The organism is Guyparkeria sp., from assembly GCF_046545975.1.
Taxonomy (GTDB): domain Bacteria; phylum Pseudomonadota; class Gammaproteobacteria; order Halothiobacillales; family Halothiobacillaceae; genus Guyparkeria.
The window spans coordinates 1-16,679 of sequence record NZ_JBKGYT010000040.1 but is presented as its reverse complement, the minus strand read 5'-3'; the positions used below and the strand labels follow the sequence as shown (position 1 = coordinate 16,679).

The 16,679-nt window shown below is 67.5% G+C and carries 14 protein-coding genes; 4 read left to right on the top strand and 10 right to left on the bottom strand.

What is annotated here, in order from left to right; all coding sequences use genetic code 11:
- The 8 genes from sdhA to ACLFMY_RS05430 form a co-directional block, all read right to left on the bottom strand.
- On the bottom strand, positions 1 to 1,715 hold a 1,715-nt coding region (gene sdhA / locus ACLFMY_RS05465), incomplete at its 3' end, for a succinate dehydrogenase flavoprotein subunit (RefSeq protein WP_410763569.1).
- On the bottom strand, positions 1,712 to 2,035 hold the full coding sequence (sdhD, locus tag ACLFMY_RS05460; RefSeq protein ID WP_410763568.1) for a succinate dehydrogenase, hydrophobic membrane anchor protein: 324 nt from the start codon (positions 2,033 to 2,035) through the stop codon (positions 1,712 to 1,714). The genes sdhA and sdhD, both read right to left, overlap by 4 nt.
- The gene (gene sdhC / locus ACLFMY_RS05455) at positions 2,032 to 2,430 is read right to left on the bottom strand and encodes a succinate dehydrogenase, cytochrome b556 subunit (protein ID WP_410763567.1); all 399 of its coding nucleotides are present in this window, start codon (positions 2,428 to 2,430) and stop codon (positions 2,032 to 2,034) included. The genes sdhD and sdhC overlap by 4 nt, the downstream gene beginning before the upstream one ends.
- A gap of 97 nt (positions 2,431 to 2,527) precedes the next feature.
- Complete coding sequence (locus tag ACLFMY_RS05450; protein ID WP_410763565.1) at positions 2,528 to 3,199, bottom strand: RluA family pseudouridine synthase; 672 nt, start codon at positions 3,197 to 3,199, stop codon at positions 2,528 to 2,530.
- A complete protein-coding gene (gene glnD, locus ACLFMY_RS05445; protein ID WP_410763564.1) occupies positions 3,196 to 5,871 on the bottom strand; it encodes a [protein-PII] uridylyltransferase in 2,676 nt (891 codons plus the stop codon). Before glnD ends, ACLFMY_RS05450 begins: the two co-directional genes overlap by 4 nt.
- Before the next feature lie 27 nt (positions 5,872 to 5,898).
- A complete protein-coding gene (map, locus tag ACLFMY_RS05440; protein WP_410763563.1) occupies positions 5,899 to 6,657 on the bottom strand; it encodes a type I methionyl aminopeptidase in 759 nt (252 codons plus the stop codon).
- A gap of 133 nt (positions 6,658 to 6,790) precedes the next feature.
- A complete protein-coding gene (locus ACLFMY_RS05435) occupies positions 6,791 to 7,348 on the bottom strand; it encodes a peroxiredoxin family protein (RefSeq protein WP_410763562.1) in 558 nt (185 codons plus the stop codon).
- A gap of 112 nt (positions 7,349 to 7,460) precedes the next feature.
- Positions 7,461 to 9,425, bottom strand: coding sequence for a chloride channel protein (locus ACLFMY_RS05430; protein WP_410763561.1), 1,965 nt, complete (start codon positions 9,423 to 9,425; stop codon positions 7,461 to 7,463).
- A 179-nt stretch (positions 9,426 to 9,604) separates the two neighbouring features.
- Here ACLFMY_RS05430 and argC point away from each other — a divergent pair, with 179 nt between their 5' ends.
- The 3 genes from argC to ACLFMY_RS05415 all read left to right on the top strand — a co-directional run bounded on the left by argC (position 9,605) and on the right by ACLFMY_RS05415 (position 12,362).
- Positions 9,605 to 10,639 (top strand): N-acetyl-gamma-glutamyl-phosphate reductase, encoded by a 1,035-nt coding sequence (gene argC / locus ACLFMY_RS05425; protein ID WP_410763560.1) that lies wholly within the window; start codon positions 9,605 to 9,607, stop codon positions 10,637 to 10,639.
- Between the two features lie 127 nt (positions 10,640 to 10,766).
- Positions 10,767 to 11,144: an iron-sulfur cluster insertion protein ErpA gene (gene erpA, locus ACLFMY_RS05420; RefSeq protein WP_410763559.1), complete on the top strand. Its 378-nt coding sequence runs from the start codon at positions 10,767 to 10,769 to the stop codon at positions 11,142 to 11,144.
- A 63-nt stretch (positions 11,145 to 11,207) separates the two neighbouring features.
- Complete coding sequence (locus ACLFMY_RS05415) at positions 11,208 to 12,362, top strand: citrate synthase (protein WP_410763558.1); 1,155 nt, start codon at positions 11,208 to 11,210, stop codon at positions 12,360 to 12,362.
- Positions 12,363 to 12,455: 93 nt separating this feature from the next.
- On the opposite strand, the gene ACLFMY_RS05410 is transcribed toward ACLFMY_RS05415, so the two are convergent.
- Positions 12,456 to 13,637 carry an anhydro-N-acetylmuramic acid kinase gene (locus ACLFMY_RS05410; RefSeq protein ID WP_410763557.1) on the bottom strand — a complete coding sequence of 394 codons (1,182 nt, stop codon included), beginning with the start codon at positions 13,635 to 13,637 and terminating at the stop codon, positions 12,456 to 12,458.
- A gap of 9 nt (positions 13,638 to 13,646) precedes the next feature.
- Positions 13,647 to 14,906, bottom strand: a complete 1,260-nt coding sequence (locus tag ACLFMY_RS05405) for a M23 family metallopeptidase (RefSeq protein ID WP_410763556.1) — start codon at positions 14,904 to 14,906, stop codon at positions 13,647 to 13,649.
- Between the two features lie 410 nt (positions 14,907 to 15,316).
- On the opposite strand from ACLFMY_RS05405, the gene tyrS reads away from it, so the two are divergent.
- On the top strand, positions 15,317 to 16,492 hold the full coding sequence (gene tyrS, locus ACLFMY_RS05400; RefSeq protein ID WP_410763555.1) for a tyrosine--tRNA ligase: 1,176 nt from the start codon (positions 15,317 to 15,319) through the stop codon (positions 16,490 to 16,492).
- Positions 16,493 to 16,679 lie beyond the last annotated feature (187 nt).

Sequence of the window (16,679 nt, the reverse complement as noted above, 5' to 3'; positions counted from 1 at the left end):
GGTCGGGTCCGCACCGGCTTGTAGTGCATGCCGCGCTCGAGCGAGAACAGGCTGTGCACCAGCCAGTGCTCGTCGTCCCGTTCGGGATGGTCGACCCGGGAGTGCGCGCCGCGGCTTTCCGTCCGCGCGGCCGACGAGGCGATCGCCGCCAGGGCCACGTCGGCGAGATTGGCCAGCTCCAGCGCCTCGATTCTCGCGGTGTTGAACACGCGCCCGTGGTCGCCGATCGCCAGTCGCCGGCTGCGGGCGTGGATGTCGCGGACCCGTTCGAGCCCCTCGTCGAGCTGGTCCTGACGGCGGAACACGCCGGCGTAGTCTTCCATGGTCTGCTGGAGTTCCCGGCGCAGGGCGGCGACCGACTCGCCGGACTCGCGGGCGTCGATCGCCTCGCACAGGGCGCAGGCCCTGGTGGCTGCCTTTCCGGGCAGAGGCCGGTGGTAGCGATGGGCATCCAGGTGATCAAGCATGTGCCGGGCCGCGGCCCGGCCGAAGACGACGATGTCGAGCAGGGAGTTGCCGCCCAGCCGGTTGGCGCCGTGCACGGAGACGCAGGCGCATTCGCCCACCGCATACAGTCCCTCGACGGCCTGTTCCGTGCCGTCCTCGCCCGGGCGGACCACCTGCCCGTGGCGGTTGGTGGGAATCCCGCCCATGGTGTAGTGGGCGGTGGGGAAGACCGGAATGGGATCGTGGGCCGGGTCGACGTTGACGAAGGTGCGCGCGGTCTCGCGGATCGCCGGCAGGCGCTCGGCGATCACGTCCTCGCCGAGGTGGTCGAGCTTGAGCAGGACGTGGTCCCGGTTCGGGCCGCAGCCGCGCCCCTCGCGGATCTCGGTGACGATCGCCCGGCTGACCACGTCGCGGCTGGCCAGGTCCCTGGCATTCGGCGCGTAGCGCTCCATGAAGCGCTCGCCCTCGGCATTGATCAGGAAGCCGCCCTCGCCGCGCACCCCCTCGGTGATCAGCATGCCCTTGCCGGCGATACCGGTGGGGTGAAACTGGACGAATTCCATGTCCTGCAGCGGGATGCCGGCGCGCAACGCCATGGCCATGCCGTCGCCGGTATTGATCAGCGCGTTGGTGTTGGTGCGGTAGATCTGCGCCGCGCCGCCGGTGGCCAGCAGGGTCACGCGTGCCTCGACCGTTGTCGTCTCGCCGCTGGCGATGTCGAGGACCTGGGCGCCGAGCACCGCGCCGTCGTCGTCGACGAGCAGGTCGAGCGCGAAATGCTCGTCGAAGAAATGCGTGCCGGCGGCGAGGTTCTGCTGGTAGAGCGAGTGGAGGATCGCGTGCCCGGTCCGGTCGGCGGCGGCACAGGTGCGGGCGGCCTGCTCGCCGCCGAAGTCCTGGCTCTGCCCGCCGAAGGCGCGCTGGTAGATGCGCCCGTCGGGCAGGCGGGAGAACGGCACGCCGAAGTGTTCCAGCTCCCGGACGGCCTTCGGGGCGGCACGGCACATGTACTCGATCGCGTCCTGGTCGCCGAGGTAGTCGCTGCCCTTGACCGTGTCGAACATGTGCCAGTGCCAGTCGTCCGGCAGCACGTTGGCCAGCGAGGCGTTGACCCCGCCCTGCGCGGCGACGGTGTGCGAGCGGGTGGGGAACACCTTGGAGACCACCGCCACGCTCGCCTCGCCCCGGGCCAGTTGCAGCGCTGCACGCAGCCCGCCGCCCCCGGCGCCGATTACCAGCGCATCGACTCGTCGCGTTCGGTTCACAGGGCCTCCAGCAGTGTCGCGGTGAACCAGATGCCCGACCCGAGCAGCCAGCCGGCCAACGCGGTGAGCATGACGACCCGCAGTCCGAGCGGGTGGACATAGTCGAGCAGCACGTCACGTCCGCCCACCCAGGCGTGCAGCAGCAGCGCCAGCGCGGCCAGCCACAGTGTCACGGCATTGAGCGGCGAGGCGAGCCAGCCGCTCCACGTGGCATATGACCACGACTCGGCCATGGTCAGTCGGACCAGGGCATAGAGGATGAACACGCCGAGGTAGAGCGCGGAGATGCGCTGGACGAGCCAGGCGGACAGCCCGCTCATGCCCACAGCCCCCACCAGAGGCCCAGACCGGCGAGCACGCCCGCCCCCATGACCCACAGCGCGCTGCGACGCGCGGTTGTCCGGCCAATGCCGATGTCGATATCCAGCAGCAGGTAGCGGATGCCGGCGAACAGGTGGTGAGCCAGCGACAGGGCGAGGAGCAGTGCGGCGATCCCGGCCGGCCAGCCGGTCAGTGCCTCGCCGGCGCGTGCGAATCCTCCCGGCCCGGACAGGCTCAGGGCGAACAGCCAGGTTGCCGGCAGGATCGCGAGGAGCATCAGCACGCCGGTGAGACGATGGGCGATCGAGGTGATCGCCTGCGGAGGGAAATGGATCCGGTGCAGGTCGAGAAAGACCGGACGTTTCGTCGAGGGCTTGTGGTCCTTGAGCGGCATGCTGCGGTGGGTCTGTCCTTGTCCGTTGGCGGTTGCCTTCCTTGACACTATAGGCGCTCGATCACGAGTTCGGGAAATGCCGCTCCGCCGGCCGCGGTCAGAAGGGCGTCTCGCAGCGGTACTCGACCTTCGGTCCGTCGGGACGCTCCGGGTCGGGGAAGACCAGCCGGGCGGCGTGCAGCATCAGGCGCGCGTGGCGATGGGCGTCGGGGTGATAGAGCGAGTCGCCCTGGATCGGACGCCCCAGGGCGAGCAGGTGGACGCGCAACTGGTGCGAGCGACCGGTGATCGGCTCGAGGACAACGCGGATACCGTCATCCACTGGTTCCGACAGTCGGTAGCGGGTCTGCGACGGACGCCCAGTCTCCGGGTCGATGCGGTAGCGTGGCCGACGCTCGTGATCCTTGCCGATCGGCAGGTCGATCAGCCCCTCAGTCGGTTCGAGCGGGGCGTCGATCAGGGCCTCGTAGGTCTTGTCCACCCGCCTCTCGGCGAAGGCCTTTGACAGGAACGAATGCGCCCGCGCGTTGCGCGCCAGGACCAGCAGGCCCGAGGTATCCCAGTCCAGCCGGTGGACGATGCGCGCCTCGGGAAACTCCATCTGCACGCGGTGGATCAGGCAATCCTGCTTTTCCGGACCGATGCCGGGTACCGAGAGCATCCGTTCGGGCTTGGCGACGACGAGGAAGTCGCGTCGCTCCTCGAGCAGTGCCCAGTCGCCGGGCGGCTGGTTGGCGGGCAGGTTGTGGTCGATGGCGGTTTCGCTCACTGCGCTCCCTCTCCCTTGGCGGCCCGGGTCAGGGCCTCGGCGATGGCCTGCTGGTGTTCGCGGTCGTTGATGGGGTGGCCGTTCTGGTCGACGACGAAGAAGGCGTCTTCCGCGCGCTCGCCCAGCGTGGCGATGCGGGCATGCAGCAGGATGGCCCCCATGCGCCACAAGGTGTCCGACAGGTCGGCGAGCAGGCCGGGGCGGTCCTTGGCCAGTACCTGGATCATGGTGCGCGCCCGGGCGACGTCCGGGATGAACTCGATCTCGGTGTCCACGTCGAGGCTGGAGAGCTGGGCCGGTATCCGGCGTCGGGTGACGGAAAGGGCCCGGTCGGGATGGTGGATCACCTGCCTGAGGCGGTCGTGCAATGCCTCGATGGCGCCGGGATCGCTCATCGGTCGTCCCTGGCGGTCGAGGACGAAGAACTCCAGCAGGATCAGCTCCGATTCGGGCAACTGCTCGCGGTTGCCCGCGAAGTCGATGGCATTCAGGCCGCTTTCGATCACCAGCGGGCGGGGGATGACCGTGATGTTGGCCGACTGCACATTGAGCCCCTCGCGGTCGATACCCGCCACCACGTGGGCGAACAGGGCCGGGTGATTCTGCGCCAGGATCAGGATCTGCGTGGCCTGGTGTTCCGGGTCGTCGTTGATGGTCAGGGCAGGCAGATCGGCGTCGATGGCCACCCGGGAGTGGCGCAGGATGTTGTCGATCTCGTTGCGGAGAAAGTATTCCTCCGGCATGCCCGACAGCCAGGCGGCCAGCTTGGCCGCGTCCAGGCCCTCGCTCGATCCCTGGCGGTTGGCGTCGCGCCGGGTCTCGCGCACGATCTGTGCAGTCGAGCGCACGCCTTCGGCGAAGTGCTGGTGGGTCAGGTCGAACAGGCGACGGAGCAGCGAGTCGCGCCAGGAGTTCCACAGCTGCGGGTTGGTCGCGCGGATGTCGGCGACCGTCAGCAGGTACAGGTAGTCCAGCCGTTCGGGACTGCCGACCAGCCCGGCGAAGCGGCGGATGACCTCGGGGTCCTCGATGTCCTGCCGCTGGGCGGTGAACGACAGCGTCAGGTGCTGCTCGACCAGCCAGCCGACCAGGTCGACGTCCTCGCGGGGCAGGCCGTGACTGCGGGCGAACTCGCGGGCGTCCACCGCCCCGAGCAACGCGTGGTCGCCGCCCCGACCCTTGGCTATGTCGTGGAACAGTCCGGCCAGATAGAGCACCTGCGGGCGGGTTATGCGGCTGAAGGCGTCGGCCGCCGTGGGATTCTCGTCGCGGTATTCCGGCAGGGCGGGTCGGCGCAGGTTGCGGATCACCAGCAGGGTGTGGGTGTCGACGGTGTAGGCGTGGAAGAGGTCGAACTGCATCAGCCCGACGATCGGCGCGAAGGCCGGGATGTAGGCGGCGAGCGCGCCGGTGAGGTTCATGTTGCGCAGGGCCAGGTAGACACCCCGCTCGGCACGCAGCAGGCGCATGAACAGGTGCTTCGCGTGGCGGTTGGCGCGGAAGCCGGAGTCGATCACCGAGAGATTGGCACGCAGCTGGCGGGCCGTCGCCGCCGTCATGCCTTCGAGCTCCGGATGCTCGGCGAGCAGCAGGAACAGCTCGAGGATCGCCGTGGGCGAACGCATGAACACCTGTGCATCGCGGGTCTCGATCAGCTGCCCGCGCTTGATGAAGCGCGGGTTGAGCCGTTCGATGGGTTCGAGGGTCTCGGGATACAGCCGCTCGCGCCACTGCTGGATCAGCAGTCGTGACAGGCGCTCGACCTCGATGGTGGCGCGGAAGAAATGCTGCATGAACCGTTCGACGGCGAGGTTGCCGTCCTGCTCGCCCTGGTAGCCGAACGTGGTCGCCAGGGTCTTCTGGTGGGTCAGCAGCAGTCGTTCCTCGGCGCGCTCGGCCAGGCCGTGCAGGCCGATGCGGATCTGGGACAGCAGGATCTCGGCCCGCTCGAGCGTCCGGTACTCGTCGTCGCGCAGGAGTCCCGCCCGGTGCATGGCGGCGAAGGTGGGGGCGCCGTCGATGCGGTTGGCCAGCCAGCGGATGGTGTGAAGATCCCGCAGCCCGCCCGGTCCTTCCTTGATGTGGGGCTCGATCTTGGTGCCGACGTTGTCGTGGGCCTCGTAGCGATCCCGCTGCTCGTCGAGCTTGGCGGCGAAGAACCAGCGGGCCGGGAAGGCCGACGCGTCGCGGATGGCGCGGTCCAGCCGCTCGAACAGCGCGTTGTCCCCGGCGACGAGCCGGGCTTCGAGCAGGCTGGTGTAGATGGTCGGGTCCTCGGCCGCCTCGATGCACTCCTCGAGGCTGCGCACCGCGTAGCCGATCGACAGGCCGGTGTCCCAGAGGGTGTAGAGGAAGGCCTGCACGGCCTCGTCGTGCTGATGGTCGGCCGTGAGCACCATCACGTCGATGTCCGAGTGGACGAACATCTCGCCGCGGCCGTAGCCGCCCACGGCCAGCAGCGCGCAGGGAAGATCCTCGAGCCGCTCCTGCCAGAGCAGGCGCAGCGCGCTGTCGACTCGCGCGGTGACCTCGGTGATGAAGGCCCGCGCCTGGGTCTCCCCGGCCAGCGCCTCGGGCCAGTGTTCGTTGAACGCGTCCAGCTGGCGGGCCAGGGGGCGGTCGGTCGGGAAGGTCGTCTGGTCGGCGAACGGGTTCTCGAGGGGGTGGGTCATGGGGAGATCCGCGGCAGGCTCGCCGGTCTATTCGGGCGGCCGGCTCAGGATGTCCACCCCGTCTTCCGTGACGGCGACCGTGTGCTCCCACTGGGCCGAGAGCGAGTGGTCCTTGGTGACCACCGTCCAGCCGTCTCCCAGCAGCTTGATGTCCTTCTTGCCGGCGTTGATCATCGGCTCGATGGTGAAGGTCATGCCCGGCTTGAGCCGCACGCCCTCGCCGGGTCGACCGTAGTGGACCACCTGCGGGTCCTCGTGGAAGTTCCGGCCGATGCCGTGGCCGCAGTACTCGCGTACCACGGAAAAGCCGCTGGCCTCGGCGTAGGACTGGATGGCATGCCCGATGTCGCCCAGGGTCGCGTCCGGGCGCACGGCGTTGATGCCGCGCATCATCGCCTCGTGCGTCACCTCGATCAGGCGTTCGGCGCGCACCGAAGGCTTGCCGACCGTGTACATCGCCGAGGTGTCCCCGTACCAGCCGTCCTTGATCACCGTGACGTCGATATTGAGGATGTCGCCGTCGCGCAGGGTCTTGTCCCCGGGAATGCCGTGGCAGACCTGGTGGTTGAGCGAGGTGCAGATCGAGGCGGGGAAGCCGTGATAGCCGAGCGTGGCGGGCGTGCCGCCCTGGACCTCGGTGATGTGTCGGTGGGCGATCTCGTTGAGCTCGCCGGTGGTCACGCCGGCCTGGACGTGCTCGCGCAGCAGCACCAGCACCTCGGCGGCCAGCTGGCTGGCGTAACGGATCTTCTCGATTTCCTCGGGAGTCTTGATGGAGATGTTCATGGCCTGTTCCGGCGGTCCTGGGTGGATGTGCCGTCTCGCGGGATATACGGCTCGAAGACCCTGAATTGTACCGAAAACAGGCCCGCCCCGGGGCGCCGGGTTACCGACGGCCGCTGCCGACGGTGTGGCGGGCTCAGGCGGTGAGGCCGTCGAGAATGCCCCTGACGCGATCCATGTCGATAAGACCGATCTTCTGGTACTCGATGCGGCCCTCGCTGTCGAGAATGAAGAAGCTGGGCGTGACCCGTACCGGGCCGAATGCCTGCGCGCCCTGCTCGTCGGCGTCGTGCCAGATGGTGTAGGTCATGTCCTTCTTCTCGACCATCTTCTCGATCTGCGAGACCGGGTCGTAACTCATCGCCAGGCCGATCACGTCCACCCCCTTGGGCGAGTAGGTGTCATGCAGCTCCTGGATGTGCGGGATCTCTTCCACGCAGCTCGGGCAGGTGGTGGCCCAGAAGGTGATGACGGTCGGCGAGCCCTTGATCGAGTCCAGCGGGATCTCCTTGCCGTCCAGGTCGCGCACGGTCGCGCCGGCCAGGTCCAGGCCGCCGTCGGACAGGCAGCCACCCAGGCCGAAGGCGACCAGTGCCCCGGCGCTACCGAGTAGCAGGCGCCGACGACCGGGGTCGGAGGGCGAGTCGGTAGCGGCCGCTTGCGGGCTCGGGTTCTTGTCGGTGCGCAAAGTCATCTTCGGTCCTCTACTCTCGGCAGGGCGGGTTGAACACATCAAGCGTATTTAGCGGATGGCGGCGTGACGCCACTCGATGGAGACCGCGGCCCGTGGCGGAAGTTCCCGGGCATCAGCGCTCGACGATGGCCTGCTCGACCATGGCCGCGGTCATCACGCCCAGCGTGCGAGCCTGCGGCGAGCCCAGCATGCGCCGGGCCACCAGCACCTCGACATCGTTCTCTCGCATGACGCGCTGGGCCTGGGTCAGTGTATAGCCCACCTCGACGTCGGCGGCCCGGTAGAATCCGCTGATCTCGCTCGGGGTGATCAGTGTGTTCTCGCGCACCTGCTGGGCGATCGCCTCCAGGTCGATGGTCGCCTCGGGAGACGTTTCCACTTCATCGGCCTGCGGGGTGGATTCAGGTCGCGCGATCTCCTCCCCGGTCGCGGGGCGCTCTGCCTCCTGTGTGCTCGCGGCCGCTTCGTCGGCCTTGCGCGCCTGCTCGGCCTGCGCCTGGGCGTCGAACAGGGCCTGGTTGAACGCCTGGTCGAAGGCGGCGCGAGCGGGCGTGTAGCGGATCACGCCCATCGCCTGGCGGTTCTCGTCGCGGATGACCAGCCAGGCAGGCTTCTCCTCGAGCGCCTGCTCGAAGCGCCCGAGGTTGCAGGGGCAGGTCACCTCGGCGACCCGCCGCTCGATGATGCTGGACACGCCGATGTTGTCGCCGTTGAACCACAGCGACGGTCCGGGCATCTGCTGGTCGTTCGCTCGCAGCATGGCGTCGTACAGACCGTCCTTGCCGAACACCATGCGGCTGACCAGGCCGGCGACCACGATGGTGATCATCGCCGGCAGGATGGCGCCGGTGTCGCTGGTCAGCTCGAGTACCGCGGCCAGCGCGGCCAGGGGCGCCTGCAGGGTCGCCCCCATCATCGCGCCCATGCCGACCACGGTGTAGAAGGCCACGTCCGACACGGGGATCTGCCCCAGCTGGTAGAGGATGCTGCCGACCGTGCCGCCGATCACGGCGCCGATCATCAGCACCGGGGCGATCGTGCCGATGGGCAGCCCGAGCCCGACGGTGAGACTGGCGAGGAACCACTTGGCCAGTGCGATCATCAGCAGCGCCCCGACGGTCAGGCCGGCGGCGGCGACCAGGTCCGTCGTGTCGTGACCGATGCCCATGATCTCCGGGATCCAGAACCCGATCACGCCGGTGGCCACGCCCGCGGCGGTAAAGCGCACCCAGACCGGCCAGTCCCAGCTGCGGGCGATGGTGCCCTCGACGATCCGGATGTAGCCGGCCGCCATCGTGCCGATGATCAGCCCCAGCGCCAGCAGGGTGGGCACCTCCCAGAACGACATCTCGTGGTGGATCTCGATGCTGAACAGGGTCTCCGGGCCGAAGACCGTGGTGGCCAGCAGCGCCCCCATCGAGGAGGCCAGGATGACCGGCAGGAAGCTGGCGAGCGTGTACTGCTTGATGACCACCTCCAGGGCGAAGATCACCCCGGCCAGCGGGGTGTTGAAGGCCGCGGAGATGGCGGCCGCCACCCCGCATCCCGACAGCGTGCGCACGCTGTTGTTGGGCAGGCCGAGCGTGTGCCCGAGGAGGCTGCCGCTGAAGGCGCCCAGGTGAATGCCCGGGCCTTCGCGTCCCCCGGTCAGGCCGATCAGCAGCCCCCAGATGCCGGCGATGAACTGCACCACGGCGTTCTGCCAGGGCATGTCGGCGCCGAAACGGTGGAAACGGATGATGACGTGACCGACGCCGACATTGCGCAGGCCGACGGGGAGCATGTGGAAGGCAAGCCCGAGCAGCAGCGCGCCGATGACGGGCAGGCCGAAGCGCCATTCGGGCGGCAGCGCCTCGTACCGCTCCGCGCCGGGCAGCCCCAGGCCGTAGACCTGCAGGCCCTCCAGCGCCAACCGGAAGGCAACGACCAGCAAGGCGGCGATCAGGCCGGCGATCAGGCCCAGCAGGGTCACCTGGAGCAGGGCATCGGGCTGGGCCAGCCGGAGTCGCAGCCGTTCGACGAAACGGCTGATCGGGCGGCCGATCCAGTCCTTGATGCGGGCGAGCGTAGCGGTCAAGAGCCGGGCCTCCCGGGGACACGGTGACGACGGTGGGTTCAGGGCATGCGCTGGCCCGCGATGACGGCCCTGCTAATATGCCATGATTGAGGCCCGGATTCGACCGGGCGGGCATCCCGGCGCTTCCCGCCGGGATGCGGTTTGCGAACAATGACAAGCACAGGCTGTCGAGGACAGGAATGAAGAAGATCGGAATCGTCGGAGGCACCGGTTACACCGGGGTCGAGTTGATGCGCCTGCTCGTGCATCACCCGGGAGTCGAGGTGGTCACGATGACCTCGCGCGGCGAGGCGGGCAAGCGCGTGGACGCGCTCTATCCCAGTCTGCGCGGGCACACGGATCTCCTCTTCACCGATCCGGGCGAGACCGACCTGGCCGCCTGTGACCTGGTGTTCTTCGCCACGCCCAACGGCATCGCCATGCAGGAAGCCCCGGCCCTGCTCGAGAAGGGCGTACGGGTCGTGGATCTGGCCGCGGATTATCGCATCAAGGATCTCGACGTCTGGTCACGGTGGTACGGCATGGAGCACGCGTCGCCCGAGTGGGTGGAGCGTGCCGTCTACGGGCTGCCGGAGCTCTACCGCGACGAGATCCGCGGGGCGCAACTGGTGGCCAACCCCGGTTGTCACGTCACCGCGACCACGCTGGCCGTGCTGCCCCTGATGGGAAACGACTGGATCAACCACGGGCAGATCGTCGCCGACACCAAGTCCGGCGCGAGCGGGGCGGGACGCTCGGCGGCCGTGCACACCCTGATGGCGGAAGCCGGCGAGAGCGTGCGCAGCTATGCCGCCGCCGGCCACCGTCATCAGCCGGAGATCAGCCAGACGCTCCGGGCGCTGTCCGGGCGCGCCGTGGGGCTGACCTTCGTACCGCACCTGGTGCCGATGGTGCGCGGGATCGAGTCCACGGTCTACCTGCCGCTGGCGGGCGAGCCCTCGAGCGATCCTCAGGCGATCTACGAGCGCTACTACGCGGACGAGCCGTTCGTCGACGTGATGCCGCCGGGCAGTCATCCCGAGACCCGCAGCGTGCGTGGCAACAACCTCTGCCGCATGGCCGTTCATCGGCCGCTGGGAGGCTCGATGCTGGTGATTTCCAGCGTGATCGACAACCTCGTCAAGGGCGCGGCGGGACAGGCCGTGCAGAACATGAACCTGATGCTGGGTTGCGAGGAGACCGCGGGGCTGGATCTGGTCGCGCTGTCGCCCTGAGCACCCTGGCAAATTCCCGCCAATCGTCTGATAGACTGTCGGTTTGCCGGTCCGACGGCGGGCTGTCGGTCGCGACGGCGGCCTCCAGAGGTGACCTCTGGGCAGACAATCGATTGAGGTGAACGCGATGAGTGAAGCAACGGACACCATGGTCGCCGACGCGGCGGCCCCGGAGACCGCGCCGCTGGTCTTTACCGAGAATGCGGCGCGCAAGGTCCGATCCCTGATCGAGGAGGAAGGCAATCCCGATCTGAAGCTGCGCGTGTTCATCACCGGCGGCGGCTGTTCCGGCTTCCAGTACGGCTTCATGTTCGAGGAACAGGCCCAGCCGGACGACACCGCGGTGGAGCGCTCCGGCGTCACGCTGCTGGTCGATCCGATGAGCATCCAGTATCTCGAGGGTGCCGAGATCGACTACAAGGAGGACGTCTCCGGGGCGCAGTTCGTCATCCGCAACCCGAACGCGGCGACGACCTGCGGCTGCGGCTCCTCGTTCTCCGTCTGATCAGGTTTCGGCGCGGGCCGTGCCCGCGCCTCGCACTTCCAGGGTTTATACAAGGCGTTGTCGATGGATTTCGTACCGGGATTACAGGGTGTGCCGGCGGCACAGTCCGCCATTTCGTATCTGGACGGCCAGGCCGGTCTGCTGACGTACCGCGGTTACCGGATCGTGGATCTCGCGCAGCAGAGCACGTTCGAGGAAACCGCCTGGATCCTCATTCACGGTGATCTGCCTACCGCGCTGGAGCTCGCCGAGTTCGATGCCGAACTGCGCCGCAATCGTCGCGTGAAGTACAACGTGCGCGACATAATGAAGTTCCTGCCCATCGACGGACACCCGATGGAGGCGCTGCAGACCTGTGTGGCCAGCCTGGGCATGTTCTACCCCGGCCAGGAGCGCATGACCGCAAACGGGGTCAACGCGGACTCCGAGTTCGTCGAGCAGATGATCACCAAGATTCTGGCGAGCATGTCCACGCTGGTGGCCATGTGGGAGCACATCCGCAAGGGCGACGACCCGGTGCAGCCGCGTGCCGATCTCTCCTACGCGGAAAACTTCCTGTACATGATGACCGAGCGCGAGCCGGACCCGATCGAGGCGCGCATCATGGATGCCTGCCTGATCCTGCATGCCGAGCACACGCTCAACGCCTCGACCTTCGCCTCGCTGGTCTGCGGCTCGACGCTGGCGCCGCCCAACCTGGTTGTCGCGTCTGCCGTCGGCACCTTGGCCGGTCCGCTTCACGGCGGGGCCAACCAGCGCGTGCTGGCGATGCTCGACGAGATCGGTTCGGTCGAGAACGTCACGCCGTGGCTGGAAGAAAAGCTGGCCAACAAGGAAGTGATCTGGGGCTTCGGGCACCGCGAGTACAAGGTCAAGGACCCGCGGGCCGACATCCTGCAGGGGCTGCTCGAGCAGTTGCGCGAGCACCGCGGCGGTCAGCTCTCGCCGCTCTACGACATCGCCCGCGAGCTGGAGACCCAGGCCGCCGAGCACCTGGCCGGCAAGGGCGTCTACCCGAACGTGGACTTCTACTCCGGCCTGCTCTACGCCGAGCTGGGCATCCCGCGTGATCAGTTCACGCCGATCTTCGCGATTTCCCGCACGGCCGGCTGGCTGGCGCACTGGAAGGAGCAGATCGCCAACAATCGCATCTACCGGCCCACCCAGGTCTACGTGGGCGAGAGCCCACGCGAGTACCAGCCCATCGGCTCGCGCTGATCACCTCGGCCCCGGCGCTTCGGCCCGGGGCCGATTGCGTCGGGCGGCGACCTTCCTGAACGCCCCTCTCGGCGGGGCAGCGAGACGGCCGACTCAGGCCGGATACCAGCCACCCAGTATGCGCGGCCCGCGGGCACCCGTGACCGCCGGCGCATTGCCGGGCTCCCCGCGCAGCAGCTGACGTGCCAGCCAGGCGAAGGCGGCCCCTTCCACGCTTTCCGGCGGAATGCCGTGCCGGTCGCTGGTTGCCACGCGGGCCCGCCCCATCGACTCCACCTGCGCTTCCAGCCGCTCGAGCAGTCGCGTATTGCGGGCGCCGCCACCACAGACGATCACCTCGGTCGTCCCGCCATCGGCCAGCCAGGGGCCCATCGCTCGGGCCGCAGCGACGGCCGTCAGTTCCAGCAGGGTGGCCTGCACGTCCTCCGCCGCCAGTTCGTCGGGCATCGCCTCGACGTGCCGGGCCAGCCAGTCGAGATTGAAATGCTCCGGTCCGGTCGACTTGGGTGGTCCCAGCGCGAAGTAGGGGTCGGTGAGCAGGCGGTCGAGAAGCGCATCGTTGCAACGACCACTGGCAGCCCAGGCGCCGTCGGCATCGAAGGGCTGCCCGCGGTGGCGGGAATGCCAGGCGTCCAGCAGGGTGTTGGCCGGGCCGGTGTCGAAACCCTGCGGTTCCCTGTCCGGCTCGAGGATGGAAAGGTTAGCGATGCCGCCGAGGTTGACGACGATGGTTGCCCCCGAATCGGGCACGGGTGGGAAGAGTGCGGCGTGGGCCTTGGGCACCAGCGGGGCGCCCTGTCCCCCGGCGGCAAGGTCGCGGCGCCTGAAGTCGGCCGCCACCGGGATGCCGGTCAGCTCCGCGATTCGGCTGGGGTCGCCGATCTGCAGGGTGAAAGAGCGCTCTTCCCAGGCGGGGCGGTGGCGCACGGTCTGCCCGTGCGAACCGATTGCGTGAACACGATCCGGCCCGATCCCGGTCCGCTCGAGCAGGACCCGGACACCGGCGGCCGTGGCTTCGGCGAGCGCCCGGTCGGCCATGCCCAGCAGGTCGATGTTGTCATGCGCCTTCCCGGGGAGCGGGTAGGCCGTGCTGGCAGTCGCCAGCGCGCGCAGCATTTGGGTGAGCTCCGGACCGAGCGGTTGCAGGTGATGGGCGACGAGCCTCGGCCGGCAGGGGACGAAGTCGACGAGGCATAGGTCCAGTCCGTCGATACTGGTGCCGGTCATCGCGCCGATGAAGTATTCGGCGTCCCCCGGCCGGCCTGGCCTGTCCATGACCACGCTTCAGTCGGTCGAGGCGGATTCGTTCCGGGCCAGCCGGGTCGGCTGCGTGCTGCTGTCGATCTGTACGCGGGCAAGCTGTTCGATGGTCACGCCGGTTTCCGCCACGAAGTCGTCTCGGTGCTCGGAGGGGATCGGGTTGGCTTCGGGAAGCTCGACCTTCACCGGATCGTAGGGCTTGCCGTTCACGCGCAGTTCGTAGTGCAGGTGCGGTCCCGTGGCGTCGCCGGTCATGCCCACGTAGCCGATGGTGTCGCCTTTCTCTACCGTGGCGCCGCGCTTTAGGTTGCCCTTGAAGCCCGACAGATGGGCGTAGAGGGTGTCGTACTTCTCGTCGTGACGGACCTGGGCCACCCTGCCGTAGCCGTGTTTCCAGCCGACGAAGGTGACGCGCCCCGAAGCGGCTGACTTCACCGGGGTGCCGGTGGGGGCGGCCAGGTCGACGCCGTTGTGCGGGCGCACCGTGTTGTGGATCGGGTGAAGTCGCTCGGGGTTGAAGTTGGAACTGATGCGGGAGTATTCCACAGGGTAGCGCAGAAAACCGCGCTCGAGGCTCGAACCGTCCGGCTCGTAGTAGCCGACGGTGCCGTCGGGCGAGGTATAGCGCACGGCCTGGATCGTGCGGTCACCGCTACGGTATTCGGCCGCGAGTAGCGTGCCGTTGCCCAGTTGCTCGCCATCCCGTTCGCGAACCTCGTAGATCAGCTTGAACCGATCCCCGTTTTGCACGTCGCGCACGAAGTCCATCTTCCAGCCGAAGACCTCGGCCAGCTTCAGGACCTGTGCAGGCGGCACGCCCGCGGCGATCGCCGACTGGTACAGGGAGCCTTTGACTTCGACCCCGGCGGCGATGGTGCTCGCCTCGCTGGCGAGGTCGTTGATCTCGGCGACGAGGTCATCGCCGTCGTCGCGGAACACGTTGAGTTCGCTGTCCGTGTCGAGATCGTACTTGAGCCCGGCGAACTGCTCTTCGTCCAGGATCAGGGTCAGCTTGTCGCCGGGGCGGATGCGCTCGAGTTGCCGTGCATCGTCACCGATGTTCAGCACGCGCATGGCGTCGCTGTAACCGAGTCCGGCACGTTCGAAGATCGTGGATAACGTGTCGCCGTCGTCGACCTCGATGGTTTTTTCGGTCAGGTGGGCATCGTCCGCCTTCGTGTCCTCCGAATCGCTAACGGCCGCGTCATTCTCCGGTGTCTCGATCGCCTGAAGGGCTTCCTTCTCGCCGGGTATGTGGAAGTTTGGGCGGCTTTCCAGGCTCACGGTTTCGGCCTGGGGAGGGTCGGATCTGTCGTCGCTCCCGCTCCGGGTCGATTGTGACCCGTTGGTTTCGTTGGTTTCCAGGACGGACGGGACGGCCGAGACGCCGGACCGCTCTATGTTCAAGGGGATTTCGTTCGACCGGGAGTCCGCGGCTCCCTTGTCCTCGCTTTCCTGTCTCGCCTGATCGGCCAGCTGGAGCCCCACCAGGCCGACGACGATGGTGCCGACCCCGACAAGGGCTGCTCGACGGATCCAGCGAGAGGGTTTTCGCGGCTGCTTGAACAGGGGGCGTTGTGGCATTGATTGTGACCTGGCAGAAAAATTCGGTGTAAAACCGGTAACATAACCGTCTTTCGACTGCCATTCAATTACATTATCGAGGTTGAGTAGTGTCTCAGGATCAAGCTCAGATGCTGGCGGAACTGTGCCGGGGGACCGACGAAGTGCTCGTCCGTGACGAACTCGTGGAACGGCTGGCGGAATGGCGGCCGTTGCGGATCAAGGCCGGCTTCGACCCGACGGCCCCGGACCTCCACCTGGGGCACACTGTGCTGATCAACAAGCTCCGGCAGTTCCAGGAGCGTGGGCACGAGGTCATTTTCCTGATCGGCGACTTCACCGGGATGATTGGCGATCCAACCGGCAAGAACGCCACCCGGCCGACGCTCACACCCGAGAAGGTGCGGGAGAATGCCCTCACCTACGAGCGCCAGATCTTCCGTATCCTGGATCCCGAACGGACACGCATCGTCTTCAACTCCGAATGGATGGGAAAGAAGAGCGCGGCAGACCTGATCCAGTTGGCCAGCCGGTATACCGTCGCGCGCATGCTCGAGCGCGACGACTTCGCCAAGCGCTATCGCGAGAACCGTTCGATCGCCGTCCACGAGTTCCTCTACCCGCTCGTTCAGGGGTACGACTCGGTGGAACTCGAGGCCGATGTCGAGCTCGGTGGCACGGACCAGAAGTTCAACCTGCTCGTGGGGCGCGAACTGCAGAAGCAGTACGGCCAGAAGCCGCAGGTCGTCATGACCGTGCCGATCCTCGAGGGGCTTGACGGCGTGAACAAGATGTCGAAGTCGCTCAACAACTACATCGGCATCGAGGAGGCACCGGACGAGCAGTTCGGCAAGCTGATGTCGATCTCGGACGATCTGATGTGGCGCTACTTCGAGCTGCTGTCTTTCCGGCCATTGGAGGAGATCGCGCGCCTGCGCGAGGAAATGGAGCAGGGACGCAACCCGCGGGACATCAAGTTCGAACTGGCCATCGAGCTGGTCGATCGCTTTCACGGCCTGGGAGCGGGGGAGAAGGCGCGGGACGCCTTCATCGCCCGCTTCCAGCAGAAGCAGCTCCCGGACGACATGCCGGAGGTCGAGCTCGAGGAGGGCGTGGCGATCGTCGAGGCGCTCAACCGAGCCGGGTTGATCCAGTCGAACTCCGAGGGTTTCCGCCATATAAAGGCCGGTGCGGTGAAGCTCGGTGGCGAGGCGGTGAAGGACCGGGCCCTCGTCCTGCCGGTGGGCGAATCGATCGTTCAGGTGGGAAAGCGGCGGATCGCCAAATTGATCGTCAAAGGGGGTTGACGCCGGGCGCGATCGGCGTAAGATGCGCTCCTCTTCCGGTGGCACGACGCTGCCGCAGCGAGGCGCCGGAAGCGGATCACCAACGAAGTGAAAATTACTGCTTGACAGGTGATTCGAGGAGCGTAAAATTATCGCTCCTTTCCGGCACGAGGGGCTGACCAGAAGCCCGCCGGGGAGTCGCCGAAAG